At 60.1% G+C, this 20,075-nt stretch carries 16 protein-coding genes; 5 read left to right on the forward strand and 11 right to left on the reverse strand.

Annotated elements, in window-relative coordinates; genetic code table 11:
- Window positions 1–134 precede the first annotated feature (134 nt).
- The 5 genes from ABIQ96_RS04955 to ABIQ96_RS04975 all read right to left on the reverse strand — a co-directional run bounded on the left by ABIQ96_RS04955 (window position 135) and on the right by ABIQ96_RS04975 (window position 7,497).
- Window positions 135–1,523 carry a hypothetical protein gene (locus ABIQ96_RS04955; protein ID WP_348213449.1) on the reverse strand — a complete coding sequence of 463 codons (1,389 nt, stop codon included), beginning with the start codon at window positions 1,521–1,523 and terminating at the stop codon, window positions 135–137.
- A gap of 94 nt (window positions 1,524–1,617) precedes the next feature.
- Complete coding sequence (locus tag ABIQ96_RS04960) at window positions 1,618–2,496, reverse strand: hypothetical protein (RefSeq protein WP_348213450.1); 879 nt, start codon at window positions 2,494–2,496, stop codon at window positions 1,618–1,620.
- Between the two features lie 144 nt (window positions 2,497–2,640).
- Complete coding sequence (locus ABIQ96_RS04965) at window positions 2,641–4,995, reverse strand: glycoside hydrolase family 2 TIM barrel-domain containing protein (protein WP_348213451.1); 2,355 nt, start codon at window positions 4,993–4,995, stop codon at window positions 2,641–2,643.
- Between the two features lie 103 nt (window positions 4,996–5,098).
- Window positions 5,099–5,782, reverse strand: coding sequence for a response regulator transcription factor (locus tag ABIQ96_RS04970; RefSeq protein ID WP_348213452.1), 684 nt, complete (start codon window positions 5,780–5,782; stop codon window positions 5,099–5,101).
- Window positions 5,779–7,497: a HAMP domain-containing sensor histidine kinase gene (locus tag ABIQ96_RS04975; RefSeq protein ID WP_348213453.1), complete on the reverse strand. Its 1,719-nt coding sequence runs from the start codon at window positions 7,495–7,497 to the stop codon at window positions 5,779–5,781. The genes ABIQ96_RS04970 and ABIQ96_RS04975 overlap by 4 nt, the downstream gene beginning before the upstream one ends.
- A gap of 128 nt (window positions 7,498–7,625) precedes the next feature.
- Between ABIQ96_RS04975 and ABIQ96_RS04980 the strand changes: the two genes are divergently transcribed.
- The 4 genes from ABIQ96_RS04980 to ABIQ96_RS04995 all read left to right on the forward strand — a co-directional run bounded on the left by ABIQ96_RS04980 (window position 7,626) and on the right by ABIQ96_RS04995 (window position 10,493).
- Window positions 7,626–8,651, forward strand: a complete 1,026-nt coding sequence (locus tag ABIQ96_RS04980) for a hypothetical protein (RefSeq protein ID WP_348213454.1) — start codon at window positions 7,626–7,628, stop codon at window positions 8,649–8,651.
- A gap of 77 nt (window positions 8,652–8,728) precedes the next feature.
- The gene (locus ABIQ96_RS04985) at window positions 8,729–9,475 is read left to right on the forward strand and encodes a protocatechuate 3,4-dioxygenase (protein ID WP_348213455.1); all 747 of its coding nucleotides are present in this window, start codon (window positions 8,729–8,731) and stop codon (window positions 9,473–9,475) included.
- Between the two features lie 23 nt (window positions 9,476–9,498).
- A complete protein-coding gene (locus tag ABIQ96_RS04990; protein ID WP_348213456.1) occupies window positions 9,499–9,927 on the forward strand; it encodes a hypothetical protein in 429 nt (142 codons plus the stop codon).
- Between the two features lie 140 nt (window positions 9,928–10,067).
- Complete coding sequence (locus ABIQ96_RS04995) at window positions 10,068–10,493, forward strand: very short patch repair endonuclease (protein WP_348213457.1); 426 nt, start codon at window positions 10,068–10,070, stop codon at window positions 10,491–10,493.
- A 49-nt stretch (window positions 10,494–10,542) separates the two neighbouring features.
- Here ABIQ96_RS04995 and ABIQ96_RS05000 read toward each other — a convergent pair whose 3' ends face one another.
- From ABIQ96_RS05000 to purE, 5 genes are all read right to left on the reverse strand, one after another.
- Window positions 10,543–11,856, reverse strand: coding sequence for a M48 family metallopeptidase (locus tag ABIQ96_RS05000; RefSeq protein ID WP_348213458.1), 1,314 nt, complete (start codon window positions 11,854–11,856; stop codon window positions 10,543–10,545).
- Window positions 11,857–11,981: 125 nt separating this feature from the next.
- Window positions 11,982–13,712 (reverse strand): DUF4172 domain-containing protein, encoded by a 1,731-nt coding sequence (locus ABIQ96_RS05005; protein ID WP_348213459.1) that lies wholly within the window; start codon window positions 13,710–13,712, stop codon window positions 11,982–11,984.
- A 99-nt stretch (window positions 13,713–13,811) separates the two neighbouring features.
- Complete coding sequence (locus ABIQ96_RS05010; protein ID WP_348213460.1) at window positions 13,812–16,535, reverse strand: DEAD/DEAH box helicase; 2,724 nt, start codon at window positions 16,533–16,535, stop codon at window positions 13,812–13,814.
- Window positions 16,536–16,708: 173 nt separating this feature from the next.
- Window positions 16,709–17,860, reverse strand: a complete 1,152-nt coding sequence (locus ABIQ96_RS05015; protein ID WP_348213461.1) for a 5-(carboxyamino)imidazole ribonucleotide synthase — start codon at window positions 17,858–17,860, stop codon at window positions 16,709–16,711.
- A 4-nt stretch (window positions 17,861–17,864) separates the two neighbouring features.
- Complete coding sequence (gene purE, locus ABIQ96_RS05020; protein ID WP_348213462.1) at window positions 17,865–18,371, reverse strand: 5-(carboxyamino)imidazole ribonucleotide mutase; 507 nt, start codon at window positions 18,369–18,371, stop codon at window positions 17,865–17,867.
- A gap of 104 nt (window positions 18,372–18,475) precedes the next feature.
- Between purE and ABIQ96_RS05025 the strand changes: the two genes are divergently transcribed.
- Window positions 18,476–19,069 (forward strand): GNAT family N-acetyltransferase, encoded by a 594-nt coding sequence (locus ABIQ96_RS05025; protein ID WP_348213463.1) that lies wholly within the window; start codon window positions 18,476–18,478, stop codon window positions 19,067–19,069.
- 92 nt (window positions 19,070–19,161) lie between these two features.
- Here ABIQ96_RS05025 and ABIQ96_RS05030 read toward each other — a convergent pair whose 3' ends face one another.
- The gene (locus ABIQ96_RS05030) at window positions 19,162–19,758 is read right to left on the reverse strand and encodes a hypothetical protein (protein ID WP_348213464.1); all 597 of its coding nucleotides are present in this window, start codon (window positions 19,756–19,758) and stop codon (window positions 19,162–19,164) included.
- Window positions 19,759–20,075: the final 317 nt, after the last annotated feature.

Raw genomic sequence — 20,075 nt, forward strand, 5'->3', positions numbered from 1 at the left:
GTGGATGCTCATGAAGAGGCAATCTGAAGATTGAACTCCGGACAGCGAAATGAAACTCCGCGCCGGGAAAAGTTTTCGGCAATCGATCCCTTACCCATCTAGCGGAGTCGGAAAATCATCCTTCTACCCGATCATCACCGGTCCGGTGGCCTTGGCTGGCCGATAGATGGGACAGGCAGTCCGGCTTGCGTGGCCCAGGCTCGGGCGGCGGCGGGGTCCTGTCTTGCCCAGATTTTCAGGAGACGGGCTTGGGATTTGTCGCGAACGGTGGGGTCGGAAATTTTCGCGGCCATGGCGAGGGCGTCCTGTGGCTCGGATTCGACCATCGACTCGGCGGCGACGGTCCGCAGGTGGTCGGAATTCTCGTCGTGCGGTTGCTGCTCCACCCAGGCGTTCAAATCGGCGGGTGAAATCGAGGTCCACGACCTAACAACTTCATCGAGCGCCTCGCTTTTTTCCGGGGACTCCGCCAAGCCCATCGCCCAGGCAAGGGCGTTCTCGGGCTCGGTGCCGGCCCAGGTGGAGGCGATTTCCGGGATGGCCTGGCTGCGCGTCTCGCCTTCGGGAAATTGCGCGGCCCACTCGGCGGCCACCTTCGGTTCGCTGTCACTCCACAGGGAAAGCAACGTGGCGGCGGAATCCGCCTGAAGATCCGGAGGAAGGGTCATCACCCAATCGGCGGCGGCCTTCGGATCCTGCGAGCCCCAGGTGCCGATGAGCGCCTCGGTCAATTCCGCAGCGGCGGGTCCGCCGAGCCGGGAATCCACCCATTTTGCCGCGTCGGTGGGAGACTGCATGCACCATTCCGTGGCCAAGCTGGCGAGCGCGGTGGTCTTGCGATCATCATCACCCAGCGAGTCGATCCATTTCGCAGCGGCGAGAGGATCCTGCGCCGCCCAGGCATTGATCACCGAACTGGTCGCCCCTTCGGACAGCACTCCATTTGGCAAACGGCCGACCCAGGCTGCGGCCGCCGCGGGATCGTTGGCCGCCCATTCGCTGGCGATCACGCCGTAGGATTCACCCGCGAGCGGACCGGTCAAATTGCCTTCCGCCCATTTCGCCGCGGACGCCGGATCACGCGAGGCCCAACCGGTGAATGCCGCGTTGAACGCTTCCCGCTTCAGATCGCCAGCCGGCAAGGTGCCCGCCATTTCCAGCGCGGCCTGCGGGTCCTTGCGCGCCCACTCCTCCATCAGCCCGACGACGAAGGCCTTGCGCTCGGAAAAATTCGTCATTCCCAGCGACTGCTTCCACGCGGCTTGCGGATCGCCGCCAGCGAGTTCACGCGCCTTGGCTTCGGCGCGGTCTGTGCCGGAAGAGTTCGCGCGGGAGGATGTCGCACTGGAAGACGGCGGGCGAGATGCCGACATCCGGCGCTTGGATTTACCCTCGGGCTCCGGAAAATCGGAGTGATCCGTTTGCCGGGCCGGTTTCAGCAGCCAGGCCGTTTGCGTGATTCCGCCACCGAGCACAGCGCCCAGCGCTAACAGAATAAGCGGGTGTTTGAAATCGAGCTTCATAAGCGGAAGCCCATCTTGGGAAATGCCGTGGCTCCTGCAAGGCAAGAGCCACGGAACCCGAAATTAGCCTGCGAAATCGACAGCAGACGCAAACTCAGTCTTCTCCACCACCACCACCACCACCACCACCACCACCACCACCACCACCACCGCCGCCATCACCGCCGTGGTTCTTGTGGCCGTCGGAGTCGTTGTCTATTCCGTCACCGTCGATGTCGTCATCGTCGCCGTTGAGCGAACCGTCCCCATCCACATCGTCGTCGGAACCATTAAGCGTGCCATCGCCATCGACATCGTCGTCGAGGCCGTTGTGCTTGCCGTCTCCATCCTCGTCATCGTCTTCACCGTTCACTGAACCGTCGCCATCGATGTCGTCGTCGAAACCGTTGTGTTTCCCGTCGCCATCCACGTCGTCGTCGTCGCCATTGACCGAGTTGTCCCCGTCCACATCGTCGTCGTCACCGTTGATCGAACTGTCGCCGTCCACGTCATCGTCGTCGCCATTGATAGATCCATCACCATCGACATCGTCGTCCACCGAATCGAGGCGGGCGTCGCCATCGATGTCAGACTCGTTGGCGGAATCGTCGGATTTACCATCGCCATCGATGTCGGTTTCCAATTTGGCGGAATCCTTTTTGCCATCGCCGTCGATATCGAGTTCGGTTTCGGAATCATCCTTGGAGCCATCCGCATCGATGTCCTTCTCGTTCGGATCACCGTTCGGCAAATGGTCGCCCACGTACTCGCCCTTGTGCGGTCCGCGAAGGCAGACGCCGCCATCCACATTCCGGTCCGCGCCGTTCGGGATGCCGTCACCGTCCACATCGGAATCGACCCGATTCGCGATGCCGTCGCCATCGAGGTCCGCGGACCTGCCTTTGGCTTCGCTCAGGCTGAGAGTGGCGACAAACGCCGCCGTGATCGCCAATCCTTGAAGAGCGCGTGATTTGTGGAAATTCTTTGGTTTCATGGTTTTGAAAGGTGAGGTGTTTTTGATAAATTGCTCTTTTGAGTTCATGCACCATGCCGACCTCCGCCGGTGGAGTCCATCGGTGAAGTGTAACAAAACGGAAGGACGGCCCCCGTCCGGATCGCAGAGCCGCGTCATCACGACTTACGGGATTTTCAACTCCAAGCTGGATTCCAATCCGCCCGCGCGGGCCTGGATGCGGACCGTCCCCGGCTTGTCTCCGGTCTTCAGCAGGATCGGCGCGATACCCGCTTCGGCGTTGGATGGATTGTCGCCAAGAACCTTCGCATCGCCGCTAACCGAAAATTCCACGGGCGTCGTCGCATCCGGGACGACCGTGCCGTTTTCATCAACGATGCGGGCGTAGACAAATAACAGATCGCCACCGGCCGCCGCGGACTTGCCGGAAGCATCCACGCCCAGTGCGATGGCTTTGGCCGGGCGGGGAGTTTTCACGCTGTGTTTGGCCACCCCTTTGCCATTCTGATAGGCGACGGCGCGGAGCTCGCCGGGTTCGAACTTATCGACGTTGAAAATGAACGGCGGATGGCGGAGCTTGTCGGAAGTGGGGGTTTTCTCGGGGCGGTGGCGGCCGAGACTGCGGTTGTTGAGGAACAGCTCGACCTCGTCGGCATTGCTGAAAACGCGCACGGCCAGCGGGGATTTCTCGGTCCAGTAACTGGCGATGAAGGCCATGGGACCGCCAATTTTCTCGGTTCCCGCCGTGATGATCTCGGAAGCATCGCGCTGGGACTGATAGAAATAGCGGCTGAATTTCGGCAAGCGGAAGAGATCGACCGGGCCGGAGCTTTCGAGATCCTCTGCGTAGCCGCGGTTGTAGTCGAACATCACCCACAAGCCGTCGCCCGCCGCCTGGGTGCCAAGGTTTTCATTGTGGGATTCCTGGAAATTCGACGCCTGTTGGAGAAGCCGGACTTCACCATCACCGCGCAATTGACGGGAATTGCGCTCGTCTTTCTTGAGGTCCTTCCAAGTGTCCTGATTGAGACCGGCGTTGCCCGCATAGTATTCCCAATCGCCGTATTCGCTGACGATCGCGGGGAAAGTCGCTTTTGCAAACTCCTTGGTGCTGCCTGCCTGACGGGAGGCACCTTTGACATCGAAACCCTTGACCCAACCGGCGGTGAACATCTGGTCGCCGGGATACTCTTCATGTCCGGCGGTGTTGAGGCGCTTGATGAAATCGCCGCTCATCCGCGTTTCGTTGAGCGACACCTCCCACATCACGGCGCTCGGATGGTTCCGGTCGCGGCGGATGAGTTCGCGGGCGGACTGGATCCGGTTAGATTCGAATTCCGGTGTGCCGGGATTGAACTGCCAACCCATGATCGCGGTCATGGTGACGAGTCCGAGTTCGTCGCAAGCCGCCATGAACGCCGGACTCTGCGGGTAGTGGGAAAGGCGCACGTAGTCGAAGCCGGCCTGCTTGATTTTCACCGCATCGCGATACTGGGCGTTGTCGGGCACGGCGTTGCCGACGTAGGGATATTCCTGGTGGCGGTTGACGCCGCGCAGGAAAAGTTTTTCGCCGTTGATCAGGATCCCGCCGGGGGTAAATCCAATGCGGCGGATGCCGATGCGCTCGCGCTGCGAGTCGATCATTTTCCCGCCAGCCATCACGCCGACATCGAGCTGATAGAGATTCGGGACCTTCGTGCTCCACAGCCGCGGCTGCCGCACTTCCAGAGGAACAATCACCACACGATCCTCTCCGGGCGCGAGCGTCAGGCTGCCGGAATCCTTGCTGGCCGCCGTTTTTACATCAACCCCGGCCAAACGCGCGACGATCGAAAACGCTGCGGCCTGGCTGCCGCTGTTCCGCACGTGGACCTGGGCGCTCACTGTCGCCGAGTCGGCGGAAACCTTCGGATAGGTGACGAACACTCCGCCGGACGCCGTCTTGTTTTCCAGAATCTCGTCGGTGATGTGCAGCGGCGGTTTGATGATCAGCGTGGCCGGACGGTAGATGCCATGATAGAGATGGAAATCGAGCTGATCGAGCGGCTTGGGTCCGGTGAACGGATTGCTGGCGTTGTCGAGCCGGACGGCGAGATTGATCGTGCCCGGAGTCTTCGCGAACTCAGTTAGATCGCCGACGAGCGGCAGGTAGCCATCGGTGTTCTCGGCGATTTTCCTGCCGTTGGCAAAAAGACTGGCACGGTTCATCGCCCCTTCGAAACGCACCAGCACGACTTGGCCGACGGCGTTCACCGGAAGCGTGAACGATTTCCGGTACCAGCAAATCCCCTCCCATTGCTGACGATCCGTCTTGTTCGTCACCCTCGCCTCCAGGCGCGCGGGATGGGGAAAAGCCACCGCCTCCCACGTGCTATCGGTGAAGGCCGCCGCCTCGGCACCGGATTCGTCCCCCAAATGGAATCGCCAGCCGCCGCTGAAATCGCTGGTGGCGGCGCGGGCCGGAACGATGGCGGAAATCGCCAGACAAAGAACTCGGATGGCTAACAAATGGTATTTCATCGGGATTTCGGAATCTAGGGTCCCGCGAGGATGACCTTGGAAGCCGGATTGTCCATTACCCCGAATGCAGGCGACAGTCACGGGTTCAAAAAGGCCGTCCCGTTCATTTCGCGAACCGGTATCCCTCGCCTCGGACGGTTAGAATGTGCCTCGGTGATTCCGCCTTGTCCTCGATTTTCTGCCGCAGCCATGCGACGTGCACGTCCACGGTCCGCGGGGTGATGAACGGCTGGTCCGGCCAGATCCGGGCGAGGATGTCATCGCGGGAAATCACCTTGCCCTGGCCGTTGATCAGCAGTTGCAGGATCTTGCTTTCCTTCGAAGCGAGGCCGAAGGAAATTCCGTTTTTAGAAAAAGTCGCCCGCGAAAAATCGACGATGACATTTCCGAATCCGATCTCCGTCACTGTCATCTCATCCTTGTGCGTTCGCCGCAGCAGGGCGTCCACACGGGCTAACAGCTCGTCGGGATCGAAGGGCTTCACCAGATAGTCGTCCGCTCCGGTGCGCAGTCCCTTCACACGATCCGGCACCCGGCCGAGCGCGGTCAGCATGATGATGCCGCCTTCGTAGCCCTCACGCCGCGCGCTCTCGCAAACTTCGAAACCCGACATGCCGGGCAACATGACATCGAGGATAAGGACATCGAAATTTCCGCCCGCCACCTTTCTCATCCCCGCATGGCCGTCGGCGGCGGCTTCCACGGTGTGACCTTCGGCACACAGCAGGTCTGATAGAATCTGAAGGATTCCCGGTTCGTCTTCGACAAGGAGGATGCGGGCGTTCATGGGTTTGCCGGCAGGTTGACGGTGAAGGTGGAACCGCGGCCGGTTTCACTCCTAACAAAAATGTTGCCGCCATGCGCGGTGACGATTTCCTTCACCAGGCTCAGCCCGAGGCCGCTGCCCCGCACCTGCTTCTCCCGCGCGATGCTGCCACGATAGAACGGATTGAAAATTTCGCGCTGCTCGTCCGCGGGAATGCCCGGTCCGCGGTCCGCCACCTGGATTTCCACCCGCCCCGCCAGCGCAGAGGCGGAGACCCCGATCCAGCCGCCCACGCCGCCGTGCTTGGCGGCGTTTTCGATGAGATTCTGCAAGGCGCGGCGCAACGAGGCCGGATCTCCCGTGACCGTGGGAAGAGCGGATGGAAGCTTCAGATCGATTTCGCAGGAGGAAAATTTCGCGTCACCTTTCACGGTTAGAACCGCATCCCGGATCACCTTGTCCAACTCGACCGGCACCTGGTCCCGCGCCTTTTGTCCGCCGGAGAAGTCCAGCACCTGCTCGACCATTTCGCCCAACGACTCCGCATGCTCGAGAATGAGTCCCGAGTATCTGGCGATTCCCTCCTGATCCTTCACAATGCCGCGTTTCATGTTGTGCGCCGCACCGCGAATGACTGTTAGCGGTGTCCGCAGTTCGTGGGTGACATTGGCCACGAATTTCATCCGTTCCTCCGCCAGCTCGCGCGAATGCCGCGTCACCCGCAGCAACATCCACCCGGCCGCCAGGATCAGCGCGTTCAACACCACCGCGACGGCCAGGTTCTTCTTGCGCGAGCCGGAAACGGCCGCCTCCAGCGAACCCTCGCGCCGACCGATCTCCATCGTCCAGGATGGCTTCGTTGGTGGGCCCGGTTGGTCCACCCTCGATCCCTGGAAATTGAAATCGACCGACTGCGTCCGGGCGCTCCCTTTCGATTCATCCGCCAGAGTTGAGAAAATGATCTCGCCGGTCGCCTTTGATCTAACTGTGACATCGCAGATCGCGTTTCCTTCGGGATTCAGATGGGTGGCGATGAGTTCGGGCAACCAGACGTCACGCAGATAGCCGGCATCCAGCTCGACGATCACCCATTCCCGCTCCCCCCCGCCGCCGCCGGGACCTCCAGGCCCGCCCGGCCCACGGTCAGGACCGAAGCGCGGTCCGCCGAAATCACTTTCTCCCTGCCGTCCCCTCGGACCGCCGGGGCCTCTCGAACGGCCTGAAAAACGCGATCCCATCACCGGAAATTCCCGGAAAAATCCCGTGCGACCCTCAAACGGCGGAGAGCCACCCGCGATCTTTTTCGATAGATTCTGTTGGAGATCAACCCACTCTTCCGGCCATTCCATCGGAGAATAGGTTTCGGATGAAATTCCGACTTCGAACAGCTCCACCTTTTCACCCGATGGAACCGCCACCGCGACGCGTTTGAAGATCGGCCGTGGCTTGGCGGATTTCCATTCGCGCAGTTTCCCGAGGTGAACGGCTTCGGCGGTTCCCCGGTCCAGTTCGGCACTGGTCGGAACAATCGTGCCGCATGCTTGCGCGAGTTCCGTGTCGAACGCGCGGGTCATCAGTTTCGCCTGATTCGCCAGCGATCCACTCATCCGGTCCATCTCCGCCCGCGCCAGCTCGCCGGTCCAGTGGTATTGCAAAACCGTGAGTCCGCCGCACAGCACGACCATGGCGATGATGAAAATCATCTCCACGCGGCTGCGCTGCCTTCCGGAATCCATTTCACAAAGCGTAGCCATCCCTCCGCCGGGGGCAACAGGAAGCGTCCTTCTTAACACTCCTTAACACGACAACTTCAGGCGGGCATGAGACACATAAGTTGAAACAGAACCCGCAACCCGCCGAAATCATGTCCGACAAGATCCAACCTTTTCACATTCCCGTGAACCGCCGCCGGTTTTTCAAAAGCATGGCCGCCGCATCCGCGGGATTCACTCTGCCGGGATTTCTCGCCGAAGCTCTCACCCTGAGCCCCACGGTCACCCAAGGCCCGTATTACCCGCTGGCCGATGACATCCCGCTCGACAAGGACAACGACCTCGTCCAGCTCGGCGATAATCTAACTGTTTCTGCTGGCGTCGTCACCTACGTCAGCGGACGGATCCTTGATTCCACCGGAAATCCGGTGCGCGGCGCGCTGGTAGAATTGTGGCACGCCGACCGCGAGGGCGACTATTCGTATTCCACCGGCGTCGGCCGCAACTCCGCCTGCGACGCGAATTTCGCGGGCTTCGGCCAGTTCATCACCGGTAAATCCGGCGCGTTCAAATTCCGGACGGTCAAGGCGGGCCTCTACAACGGGCGCACCCGGCACTATCATTGGGGTGTCACGCTGCCGGGCAAAACCACCCGCACCACCTCACAAACGTTCTGGAACGAAACCGCCTACGCCCTCAATGGCACGGTGTTCGCCACCCAGAATTCCAATGACTCCGTTCTAACGGGAATCACCGACGCCGCGCAGAAAGCCAGCGTCATCCTCAACTACACCGCGGTTTCCGGCACCACCACCGGCGAAGTCCAGGCAAGCTGGGATTACGTCAGCGGTTTCACTCCGGTCGAACCCGACTATCCGGCGCCGGGCGGATTTGTCATTGCTGGAGAAGTGGTTGCCGGTCCTTCCGGCGCCATGCGCTACCGACTGAGAATTCCCGTCTTCGCAGGCTACACCTACGAGGTTTATGGAAATCCGACATTGGCGGATCTGGAATGGAAGGCGCTGCCGTTTTCTCTAACACAAACCGGGACTTTGGACAGGAACAAACACACCGTGACCGCGGAAGGCACGATCGACCTCTTTGTAAATGCCAGTGCCTCGAAGGGATTCTACAAGGTCACCTTCCGTGTCCCGGGAGCCAATACCGGAACGCCATGACCGGCGGAAGAACGCGTCGTTCTTAACATTCCTTAACACAACCGTCCCGCCGGCCGGTGGTTCCATCCGCACATCAAATGAAATCACCGCAATATTCCCCGATCGAAACCCTCATCGCCCGCCGCCGGTTCCTGCATGGATTCGGCATGGCCGGCCTCTCGCTGTTCACCACCCGCGGCCTCTTCGCCGATCAACTGATCGCCACACCCAGACTAACCGAAGGCCCGTTCTATCCGGACAAGCTGCCACTCGATACGGACAACGACCTGATCATCGTCAATGAATCCATCACTCCCGCCCTCGGCGAAATCACCCACCTCAGCGGCCGGATTCTCACCATGACCGGAGCACCCGTCCGCAACGCCGTGGTGGAAATCTGGCAGGTGGACAATCACGGCATCTATCTCAACAGCCGCGACACGAACGCCGGTGGAAAACGCGATAGCAATTTCCAAGGCTACGGCCGCTTTCTCACCGATGCGAGCGGCGCTTACTATTTCCGCACGATCAAACCGGTGCCTTATCCGGGCCGCACGCCGCACATCCATTTCGGCATCAGCAAGAACGGCCGGCGCATCTACACCACGCAGATGATGATCAACGGCCACGAGCAGAACGATGGCGACGGCGTCTTCGAAAGCGCCGGCAGCGCGCTCGCCCGCGAGTCGTTGTTAGTGGATTTCAAACCGCTGGCCGGTTCGAAGATCGGAGAGCTGACCGCGAACTTCGACATCATCATGGGCCTCACTCCCGAAGATCCGCCGGACGGCCACATTCATGGATCTATCGGCAAAGCGGAAGGCCTCGGCGGGATGCATCCTTGAAATCACCATCAACCTAACATCATATGCACTCAATCCATTTGTTCCTCATCACCGCCTCACTGCTTCTCACTCATGCGTTGTTCGCGCAGGAACCTCCCGCCCACCGCCCGCCCGGTCCTCCGCCGGGCGCGCCTCCCGGCGGTGAGATGTCCGGTCCGCAGCAAACGAAGGAAGAGGAAATCAAGGAGTATCTGACTCTCGACAAGAACGGCGATGGAAATCTATCAAAAGACGAGATCACTGATCGCTTCCAAAGCCTCATCACCCGCGCCGACTCTAACGGCGATGGCGTTATTTCCTCCGAAGAACTCGCGCAAATGGTCAGCCGCCGCTTCGCCGCCAAGGCGAAACGCGGCAACGAGCGCGGCGGCCCGGGAGGACCACCACCCGGCGGAATGAGGCCCCGCGCGCACGGAGGCGGTGAACCGGAGCCCATACCTCCCGCTCCTTAGCTCGACCTATTCTGAAGAGCGGACATCAGCCCATCGCGGGGCGCCACGGTTCCGGGGGGGACGTGTGGTATCCTGCGGCGGGTTGAACTCCGCCCTTTATTTCCGCTTTCCACTTCCGGATTACCGCCTTCATTTCCCTCATGGCTGACGTCTTCACTCCGGAAAAACGTTCCGAAGTCATGTCGAAGATCCGTGGCTGGGACACCAAGCCCGAACTCGCCCTGCGTTCCATACTCCACCACCACGGTTACCGCTTTACCGTCCGTGGGCCGAAAAACAAACAACTCCCCGGCCGGCCCGACATCGTTCTGCCGAAATATCGCACCGTGGTTTTCGTCCACGGCTGCTACTGGCACGGCCACGAACACTGCAAACATTTCCGCATGCCGAAATCCCGCAGCGACTGGTGGGCCGCGAAAATTCTCGGCAACCAGCAGCGCGACGCCCGCAACGAATCCGCCCTCCTCGCCCTCGGCTGGCACGTCGTCACCATCTGGGAATGCGCGCTGAAAACAGCGGCTGCCAGAGAGTGGCTGGAAAATCGGCTGCCGAAGCTGATAGGGTGACTTTCTCACTCCTGAAAGCTGCGTGTCTTGAAAAATGTGAATGATTCGATCAGCCGACATGCCGGGATTGTCCGGGCATGGTCGAACCGCCGGAGCCGGTAGGTCCTTCGATGAACCTGGCGACCGGAATGAGAAAATCTGGTGTGACGGGAACATTCAGGTCATCGTCGTAATGGGCCAACGTGACTAAGCGGCCGACGCCTTCAAAGTTATCAAACAAGTCACGTGCCGGTGAATCATTGGCAATCGCGCCGGGTTCCGCAAGCCGGCGGGCGAACCGGATCCGTTCCGCAACCGATGGATGGGTGTCAAAAAATCCGGTTTTTGAGAGACCGGCGCGATTTTCGATAGAAGCACGTTTTTCCGGATCAAGACAGTTGGCCCGATATTCCATCAGCAAGGGCAGGTTGTCGGGAAGCTGGAACCGATTGCGCCAGCTCCGCCGCATTTCCAGATGGATTTTTTCGAGAACGTGCCCCAGCGAATTGAGCCGCAACAAAGTCGCTTCAAGGGAATCGCTGCCTGCGATCCGGGCTTCCCATTTGTCCGCATCGTATTCCATCTGGCGCATCAGGAACCCGCTGATACCGTGGCCCGTCATCATCAGCAGCCAAAGGATGCCTCGCGAAAGAGCCACCCCCGCCCTCGCGCAACCGACCATCAGAACGATCCAGATGCTCTCGCTCTGACCGAATCCCGCCAGTGTCTCGTCCCATGCATCCCGTTCGTAAACGACGCGGGCGAACCAGAAGTTCACGCTGCGGATCAGGTAGCTGAGGCGCATTCCAGCCCCTTGTCTGAAGTGGCCGAATTCGTGGGCGATGACGCCGGCGAGCTGGCGTTCCGTTAATCCCGCTACCAGCGGCATGCCGATCGTCAGGATCAGCTCGTTCTTAAAAAAACCGCGCCATCCGCGATTGAAGCCCGCGGATGCGTTGAGATCGCAGTTGATCTCGATTCGCTTCGGAGCCGGAGCGCCGACACGGCGGCAGACGTCCTGTGCCATGGCATGGACGCGGGGTTCCACATCAGGTAGCAACACGATCGGCTGCATCTTCGTGCCGCGCCGCGCGAACAACGGCTTCACCATCGCGATGGCAATGGCCGCACCCACCAGAAGCGGAGTGATCGAGCAGACGATTTTGGCTAGCAGGCTGAATTTCGAATGCCCGATCGGCCATTCCCAGATCTCGACGAAATAATGGGTCGCAAAGAAATAAACGCTCCAACAAACCAGGACGGTGAACGCGATGTAGATCAGCGGAAGAATGATCATCCCCGCGGTCACGAATCCCATGCCGATGCTGTAGGCGGCAGATGGCTTGTCCTTGGTTTTCGCTTTCGCGCTATCAAGAGGCTTCATTGGCACCCAGCCAAAGCGTTCCGATTGAAAATGTCAAAACCACACGGATTCCTTTTCCATGTTAGTTCGGGTATTTTATATTCCCGGCAATATGGCCCGGCAATTTTCCACCGGAGCGGTCCGGCCTAAACGCGGGGAGCAAGCTGCCAGCTGCCAAGATGAATGTGCCGGCCTTGGCCGATGAGGCTTTGCACGAGAACGATGTCCGCAACCACCCAAGAGATGGGATCTATCGAATGCTTCGGAATCTCCTTCGAGTCCCGACTTAACGTAACGTGGGCCTTGAATTTCGGGCTCTTTTTGCAGGGCAGGCCATGGAGGATGAGTTCCTTCAACAACGACTTCTGGAATTCCATCAGCGTCGGGTTGTCATCATCGGTCATCACTGGAGTGTAATTTTCGGTGCCCTTCCGGAAGCTTTCCACTTGATCCAAGTGGATCGGGAATAGTGGAGAATTCGCTGCCGCCTGACAAGCTCCGGATGCGTTCCTGATCACCCGCTCCGGGATGTCGCCATAGTAGTCGTCCACGTAGACCAATGTCATGTGAAACTGCTGCTGCCTAACAAGTTTCCCCAGAGCTTCATGTTCTAGCTCGAGGCGCTTTCTGGATTCCGAAATAAGCCTGATGGACTCTTCGTCGGGAATGATGGCGACAAATAAGCTGCTTCTCTGGCCGGACCGAAATTCTTCAGGAAGGAGGGGTAACTGTGTTTCCATGGTTGGAGGGAGTTGGTGCTTTGTGATGGGTTCAGATAGATCGAGCTCATACCCCGTGCCACGCCCTTCACCGATAGGGACGAGTGCGCCGAGCTGAGCGAGTTGTTGCAGATCGCGGGTCGCGGTGGCCTTGGAGGCACCGGTGAGGCCTATATGTTTTCGGGCATTCATGCCCCCGGTAAAGCCCTCAGGCCCAGCTTGGAACATCCGCCGGACCACCTTGAGCTGGCGCTCATTCATGCCATTTTCAAAGCGCTGGAAAAACTTCGATTTTAGTAAGACGAAGCGCACTTGGGCTTCGGCATCCTGTTGTGCCTTCAACACCACCTTGACGAACCAGCGCACCCAAGCCGTCGCCTCGTTGCGCTGCTGGGCGGCTTCCAAGGCTTCGTAGTAGGCATTCCGTGACGCCTCGATGGTCCGGGAAAGGCTGAGAACCGCCGGACTGCCCATTCCCTGAGACAAGGCTTTTTCCGAGAGCGCGCGGCCGATGCGGCCATTGCCGTCTTCGAAGGGATGGATGCTTTCGAAGTAAAGATGAGCGAGCGCGGACCGGACGGGAGGTTCCGGGATAGGTTTCGGTCCACCTGGGGCCGTCTCGTTGAACCACACGATGAAGCGTGCCATTTCGTCGGGAACCCGATCGGCGGGTGGCGCCTCAAAATGGACGGTAGGCCGATCAATGCGGCCGGAAACAATCTGCATGGGGTCACCGCCTTCGCGCCAACCTCCAACCCGGAGGCTGGTGGTTCCGCCGAGGAGCATCCGATGCCAGGAAAAGAGGGTTTCCTCGGAAAGGTGTTCATGGAAGGTGTTTCGGACCGCGACCATCAACTCACCCGCACCATCGGCCATGCGGCTGTCCACAGGTTGAGGCACGAGGTTCAGACCCAGCCGGTTACGGATCGACGATCTCACGGCGTCGCGCTGTAAGATTTCCCCCTCAATGGCGGAGGTTAGGATGGCTTCGGCGATCATAAAATCAAGAATCGCCTCGGTCCCAAGTTCATCCGGCAGTCCCTCCAACAGCCCACCAACGCGCCCGGCATGGTTTGCGAAAGCGAGCAAGGAGTCCGTCACAACGTCTAGCTCGAAACGGAACTCGGGCCAGTCCGATTGCTGCCAATTGTAGCGCATGAGCCGAATGTGGCACTTATTCGGCTCATAATACAGGGAAAACTTGAGCCGATTGAGTGGTTTAATCGGCTCAAAGGCCGTTGAGCCGAAATTTCGTCATCAAGGATCCAGCAACGCTCTCACGGTGGCGGCGTCGAGCTTCTTGGAGATATCCGCGTCGGCGAGGATGCCGGCGGCGAGTTTTCCTTTGGTTTGCTGCATCTGGTGGATGCGTTCCTCCACCGTTTCCTGGCAGAGGAGTTTATGGACGAAGACCGGGTTGTTCTGGCCGATGCGGTAGGCGCGGTCGGTGGCTTGGGCCTCGGCGGCGGGGTTCCACCACGGGTCGTAGTGGATGACGGTGTCGGCGGCGGTGAGGTTGAGGCCGGTGCCGCCGGCTTTGAGGGAAATGAGGAAGACGGGGGCTTTGCCGTTCTGGAAATCCTCGACGAGCTTGCCACGGTCTTTGGACGCGCCGGTGAGTTTCAGATAGGGAATCTTTTCCTTCACCAGGTGCGCCTCGATCAGCGAGAGCATGGAGGTGAACTGGGAGAACAGCAGGATGCGGCGGCCTTCCTCGATCAGCACTGCTAACAACTCGGTGAGGAAATCGAGCTTCGCGGATTCGAGGACGCCGTGCGGGTAGTCCTCGGGCAGGAGCTGCGGGTGGCAGCAGATCTGGCGGAGCTTGAGCAGCGCGTCGAGGAATACGATCTGCGATTGCTCGATGCCGCGCGCGGCGATGGCCTCGCGGACGCGTTTGTTCATCGTTGCCCTAACAGTTTCATAGAGATCCTTCTGGCCGGTGTTGAGTTCGATGAGGTGGACGAGCTCGGTCTTCGGCGGGAGTTCCTTGGCGACCTGGTCCTTGGTGCGGCGCAGGATGAGAGGGGCGACGCGGCTTTTCAGTACGGCATTGCGCTCGGCGTCGCCGTCCTTCTCGATCGGAGTGCGGAAGCGTTTGTTGAACGCGTCTTCGGTGCCGAGGAAACCGGGGACAAGGAAATTCATCAGGCTCCACAACTCGCCGAGGTGGTTCTCGATGGGCGTTCCTGATAGGCAAAGGCGGTTGCGGGCGTCGAGCTTGCAGGCGGCTTGCGCCATTTTCGACCGCGGGTTTTTGATGTACTGCGCTTCGTCGAGCACGACCATGTGAAAGGGCACGCCCGCGAGCTTGTCGATGTCGCGCTGGAGCAGGGCGAAGGAGGTTAGAACGAGATCGGCGTGGGGGATGGAGCGGAAGTATTTTTTCCGCTCGGGTCCGTTGAGGACGAGCACGCGCAGGGCCGGGGTGAATCTCGCGGCCTCCGCCCGCCAGTTAGGAACGACGGAGGTGGGGGCGACGACGAGCACGGGCAGCCCGCGCGAGTGGCCGGATTCCTTATCCGTCAGGATGTGGGTGAGTGTCTGGAGGGTTTTGCCGAGGCCCATGTCGTCGGCGAGGATGCCGTGCAGGCCGTGGCGGGCGAGGAACTGCATCCAGTGGAATCCGGCGAGCTGATAGTCGCGCAGCGTGGCCTGCACGCCTGCAGCTGGCGGGACGGGATCGATGCCGGAGAAGTCGTGCAGTTTTCCCGCGAGTTCCTTCAGGTCGGGCGGCGTGTCGAGGCCCATGCTTTCGAGGCCGGCCAGCGAGGCCGCGTCGAGCGCGTGGAGGCGGGCCTTGTCGGGGAACTTCGGATCGATGAGCGCGGCGAGGTGGTTGAGGATGCCCCGCACGCGGCCGATGGGCAGCTTGAGCGCGTCGCCATTCGGCAGCGGCGCGTAAACGTGGCCGTTGTTAGGGCGGTCGAGCGTTTCTTCAAGAAAATCGTTTTCCAACAGCCCGGCGAGGATCGGCAGCAGGTCGTGGCGTTCTCCCGCGACATCGAAACCGACGGACAGGCTGAACCAGCCGCCGTCACCGGGCGAGAGCTTGCTTTCCCACTTCGCCGGGTCGGCATCGAAAACCCGATGGCCGACGTTGTCGGAAACCGTGACGGCCCAGCCGAAGCCTTCGAGCCTCGCGACCATTTCGCCGCGGAACTGGTGCCAGAAGGCGTCGGTCTGGATTCGGCTGGGGTCAGGAAACCAGCGGTCGGTGGATTTGTTAGCGAGATCGTCGCGCGATTTCAGGTTGAGCAGGAATTTCCACGCGGAATTCGAATGCAGCGAGGAAAGTCCGGTATCGGAAAGCTGCCGGGCGGCGGCATTTTCCGCAGCGGTGTCGTGCTGGACGATGGCTGGCCTGCCATCGTGATTGATGGTGCTGATCCATTCCGGCGCGCTGGCCCGCAACGGACTACGATGCCCGCCGTAGATCACGAATGCCTCAGCGGTGATCCATTGCTCGACCTTCGGCTGGCCAAGCGATTGCAATAACAGCCGCGTCGCCTTGTCCACCGGTTCGCGGGTGACGCGCAGCTCGAACCGCGGCTCCAGCCGAACACGTGGCAGGTCCTCCGGCGGATCCTTCATCAGCTCACGTGCGGTCGGCAATGCAGCCGCAACCGCACCGGAGACTCCCCTGCCCTGCAACCGCGACGGGTCGCGCTCCTTCGCCGCTTTGGTTAGAAGGGCCGCCGCGTGATGGCAGAAATTTCCCACATCGCACGAACAGAACGTCTCGAATTCCCAACCGCTCCCGGACTGCCAGAGATTCACCTCTGTCTCATCTTTCACGACCGTCCCAAGCAAACTCACCGAACCCGGAGCCGTTTCCTCGATCCGCAGATCGCGCACCTTGCCGACCAAGGGATTCGCGGCGGCGAGGATCTCGTCGTCGAAACGATCCTTCCATCGGGTGTCCCCGAGAAATGATGAAATGTCAGCGGTTTCTGGCAATGCCCCGGCAGGGTCCAACATGGTGATCCCGCGTCAAGCCTCCGCTGTGATTCCTGCGGAACGCGAAATTTATTTCGCCCGCGAAGCGATGTGGGAATGGAAAATCGAGGCGGGGTCTTGGCGCACGGAAACACAGGCAGGGCTTGAAATTCCGAGTTGCCGCGAGACGCAGCAACCACGATATATGAATTCGGTCAAATCAGCCACAACGCCTTCATCGCCTCGGCGCGTTCGAGCGCGTCTTCGGCGGTGGGACCGAGGAAATTGGCGTGGCCCATTTTCCGGCGGCCGATGGCGCGGCGCTTGCCGTAGAGATGCAGGCTGGTCTCGGGGTCTTCGAAAAGCGGCAACCAGTCAGGCGGCGTGGTTTCATCCCGCCACATGTCGCCTAACAAATTAAGCATGGCGACCGGCGAGTGCAGGCGAGTGGATCCTAACGGCAGGCCGATGACCGCGCGGAGCTGCTGGGTGAACTGCGAAGTGACGCAGGCGTCCAGCGTGTGGTGACCGGAATTGTGAGGCCGCGGGGCGATTTCGTTGACGAGCAGCGAGCCGTCCTTTTTCAGGAAGAACTCGACACCGAGGATGCCACGGTAATCGAGCGCTTCGGCGACGCGGCGGGCGATGGCGGCGGCTTCCAGAGCCACGGCAGGCGAGACACGCGCCGGGATGATGGAGACGTCCAGAATGTGATGGCGATGGCGGTTTTCCGCAGGATCGTAAGTGACTGTGATGCCGTCGGCACCACGCGCGGCCATGACGGAAAGCTCTTTTTCAAACGGAACCCACGCCTCTAACACCGAACGCGGGGCACCGAAGGACGCCCAGATTTTTTCAGGATCCTCGTCGCCTTCGAGCTTCACCTGACCCTTGCCGTCGTAGCCGAAATCGGCGGTTTTGAGGACGCCGGGGCCGTTGAGTTCCTTCATCGCGGCGGCGAGATCAGTGGCGCTAGCGATGACGGCGAACCAAGTGTGAGGGATGTTATTTTCCTTCAGGAAATTTTTCTCACGCTCGCGGTTCTGGGTGATGCAGATGGCGCGCGGCGACGGATAGAGATCGATGCATTTCGCGACTTTTTCCAGCGTCTCGCACGGGATGTTTTCGAATTCCACGGTAGCGACCGTGACCCGGCTGCAGAAATCGGCGAGCGCTTCGGCATCGTCGAACGGCTTGTCGATCACCTCATCGGCGCACTCCACGGCAGGCGCTTCGAGTCCACCGGTCCAAATGACGGTGCGGACACCCATCCGCCGGGCTGCGAGGGCGATCATCCGGCCGAGCTGGCCGCCACCGATGACGCCGACGATGCAATGCGGCGTGTGAATAGGAACTTGGGGAGACATGAAATCAGTCAATGGGATCGAGAGGGGGCAGCACGGCCGCCTTCACGGTGGCGGTCTGTTTTTTCCGGAAATCGGCGAGTTTTTGCGCGAGTTCGGGGTTTTCATTCGCGAGCATGGCCACTGCGAAAAGCGCGGCGTTGGTCGAGCCCGCTTTGCCGATGGCGAAGGTGGCGGTCGGGATGCCGGCGGGCATTTGCACGATGGAAAGCAGAGAATCCACGCCTTGCAGCGCCTTGGATTCCACCGGCACACCGAGCACCGGAATGTCGGTGATGGCGGCGGTCATCCCGGGCAAATGAGCGGCACCACCGGCTCCGGCGATGATGCATTTCAACCCGCGGGCACGCGCGGTTTCGGCATAGGAAACGAGCTTGTCCGGCGTGCGATGGGCGCTGACGACCTCAGCTTCCCATGCAACACCAAAATCGCGCAAGGTGCGGGCGGCGTGCTCCATCGTCGGCCAATCCGACGTGCTTCCCATGATTATTCCGACAACTGGCGCTGCGCTCATGGGCGCAGAGTGGCGGACCGCCCGGCGTGCGTCAATACGTGGGTCAATCGTTGTCCGCCCTTCGCCGGCTTTCCATTACGGCAAAACACGCTACATTTCTGCAAATGGCGGCAGTAAGACTGGAACTCACCCTGCGCGATGGCACCCCGGTCATCGTCCGGCCATTGATTCCGGAAGATCACGACGCACTGGCCGAAGCCTACCGCCGGCTTTCACCCGAAGCCCGCTACCACCGTTTCTGGACCCACACCGGTGAAGTCGTCGGGGAAAAAATGCTCAACCAGGTGCTTACCCAAGACCCGGAAAAGCACGTCACTTGGACCGTGCTCGATCCAACGCGCGATTTCCCACCCGTCGGCGGAGCGAGTTGGTGGCGCGATGCGGAGAATCCCTCGCAAGCCGAATTATCCGCCATCGTGCTGGATGACGACCAAGGCCGAGGCGTCGGCACCCTGCTGCTTTCCGTCATGTGGCTCACCGCCTTCCGTGTCGGAATTAAACAGCTCATCGGCTACGTCCAGGTCGAAAACCGCCAGGCCGCCGCTTGGATGCGCGATTGCGGCGCGATCGGAGAGTGGGACGGCTACAAGCTCATTTTTCGCTGGGACTTGGAAAACCTCGATCTCCTCCCGGAAACCCGCGTCGCCGCCGAACTCGCGGATTGGCTCGCGCGTCTTTCGCCCGAGATCCTCGTGTGAAATGGGATGCTGCCCAAGAGGAACTCCGGACAGCCGCCCGGACTAACCAGAAGGTCGCCCGGAGTTCGCGCTTCAGCGTGCTCTTTTTCACTTCAATCATCCCAACCGCTTCCGAAGTTCAATAGAGGATATTCCCTCCAGTGTCTTTCCACTTCTTCACGTCCCCAGCGCTCCAAATACTCCGCCGCGCTCGACCATTTCCATTCGCCCCACTTTTTAACATATCCATGTTTTACCGGGTTTTGATGAACGTAATGGATGGCAGCGATGTGGTGGCGGTCGCCGGAGATCTGTCGCTCCAAAGTATTGAACCAGACTTTGCGGCCGCGTGTGCCGTCTTCTCCATTCCAGAGAAACGAGCTCCGTCCATGAAGCTTTCCGAGATCCCTTACCAAGGTAGGACAGCAGTGTGTCAGCACCACGGCGTGGTAGTGATTGGGAAGCAAAACCCATGCATCGATACGTTCCGCATGTTTGCCGAGTATCTCCAACAACTCGCAGGAAAACAGATCCATGCGCTCGTTTGAAGTTCCCACCCATGGCTGGTGTTCGTAACAAGTGGCGGTGATCAAATAGAGACCTTTGCCTTCCTGATGATGAACAGGACTGTGTTTGGGATGCTGCTGGAGCTTGCGGATAGAGACCGTTTCCTTACGTTGCCCGTCGGTCATTTTCCTCCAGCGATACATGGCGTTTCTCTATCGGTGCTGAAGCGGAAGAGCAAGCTGAAGCTTGAACTCCGGACAACCGTTCGGACTAACGGGGCGCTGTCCGGAGTTCGCGCTTTAGCGTGCCTCTTCGTTTGCCTTTTTGTTTTGCTCCAGCGATAGGTGACGTTTTTTTGTCGTCCCTGGCAGGGAAGTGCAAGCTGAAGCTTGAACTCCGGACAACCGTTCGGACTAACGAGGCGCTGTCCGGAGTTCGCGCTTTAGCGTGCCTCTTCGTTTGCCTTTTTGTTTTCCTCCAGCGATATGTGACGTTTTTTTGTCGTCCCCGGCAGGGAAGA

Source organism: Luteolibacter sp. (assembly GCF_039920825.1).
Taxonomy (GTDB): Bacteria; Verrucomicrobiota; Verrucomicrobiia; order Verrucomicrobiales; family Akkermansiaceae; genus Luteolibacter.

Bases quoted from the DNA above. Each gene is read 5' to 3' on its own strand.
- ABIQ96_RS04955 (WP_348213449.1), bottom strand. From the start codon at position 1,523: ATGAAGCTCGATTTCAAACACCCGCTTATTCTGTTAGCGCTGGGCGCT.
- ABIQ96_RS04960 (WP_348213450.1), bottom strand. From the start codon at position 2,496: ATGAAACCAAAGAATTTCCACAAATCACGCGCTCTTCAAGGATTGGCG.
- ABIQ96_RS04965 (WP_348213451.1), bottom strand. From the start codon at position 4,995: ATGAAATACCATTTGTTAGCCATCCGAGTTCTTTGTCTGGCGATTTCC.
- ABIQ96_RS04970 (WP_348213452.1), bottom strand. From the start codon at position 5,782: ATGAACGCCCGCATCCTCCTTGTCGAAGACGAACCGGGAATCCTTCAG.
- ABIQ96_RS04975 (WP_348213453.1), bottom strand. From the start codon at position 7,497: ATGGATTCCGGAAGGCAGCGCAGCCGCGTGGAGATGATTTTCATCATC.
- ABIQ96_RS04980 (WP_348213454.1), top strand. From the start codon at position 7,626: ATGTCCGACAAGATCCAACCTTTTCACATTCCCGTGAACCGCCGCCGG.
- ABIQ96_RS04985 (WP_348213455.1), top strand. From the start codon at position 8,729: ATGAAATCACCGCAATATTCCCCGATCGAAACCCTCATCGCCCGCCGC.
- ABIQ96_RS04990 (WP_348213456.1), top strand. From the start codon at position 9,499: ATGCACTCAATCCATTTGTTCCTCATCACCGCCTCACTGCTTCTCACT.
- ABIQ96_RS04995 (WP_348213457.1), top strand. From the start codon at position 10,068: ATGGCTGACGTCTTCACTCCGGAAAAACGTTCCGAAGTCATGTCGAAG.
- ABIQ96_RS05000 (WP_348213458.1), bottom strand. From the start codon at position 11,856: ATGAAGCCTCTTGATAGCGCGAAAGCGAAAACCAAGGACAAGCCATCT.
- ABIQ96_RS05005 (WP_348213459.1), bottom strand. From the start codon at position 13,712: ATGCGCTACAATTGGCAGCAATCGGACTGGCCCGAGTTCCGTTTCGAG.
- ABIQ96_RS05010 (WP_348213460.1), bottom strand. From the start codon at position 16,535: ATGTTGGACCCTGCCGGGGCATTGCCAGAAACCGCTGACATTTCATCA.
- ABIQ96_RS05015 (WP_348213461.1), bottom strand. From the start codon at position 17,860: ATGTCTCCCCAAGTTCCTATTCACACGCCGCATTGCATCGTCGGCGTC.
- purE (WP_348213462.1), bottom strand. From the start codon at position 18,371: ATGAGCGCAGCGCCAGTTGTCGGAATAATCATGGGAAGCACGTCGGAT.
- ABIQ96_RS05025 (WP_348213463.1), top strand. From the start codon at position 18,476: ATGGCGGCAGTAAGACTGGAACTCACCCTGCGCGATGGCACCCCGGTC.
- ABIQ96_RS05030 (WP_348213464.1), bottom strand. From the start codon at position 19,758: ATGTATCGCTGGAGGAAAATGACCGACGGGCAACGTAAGGAAACGGTC.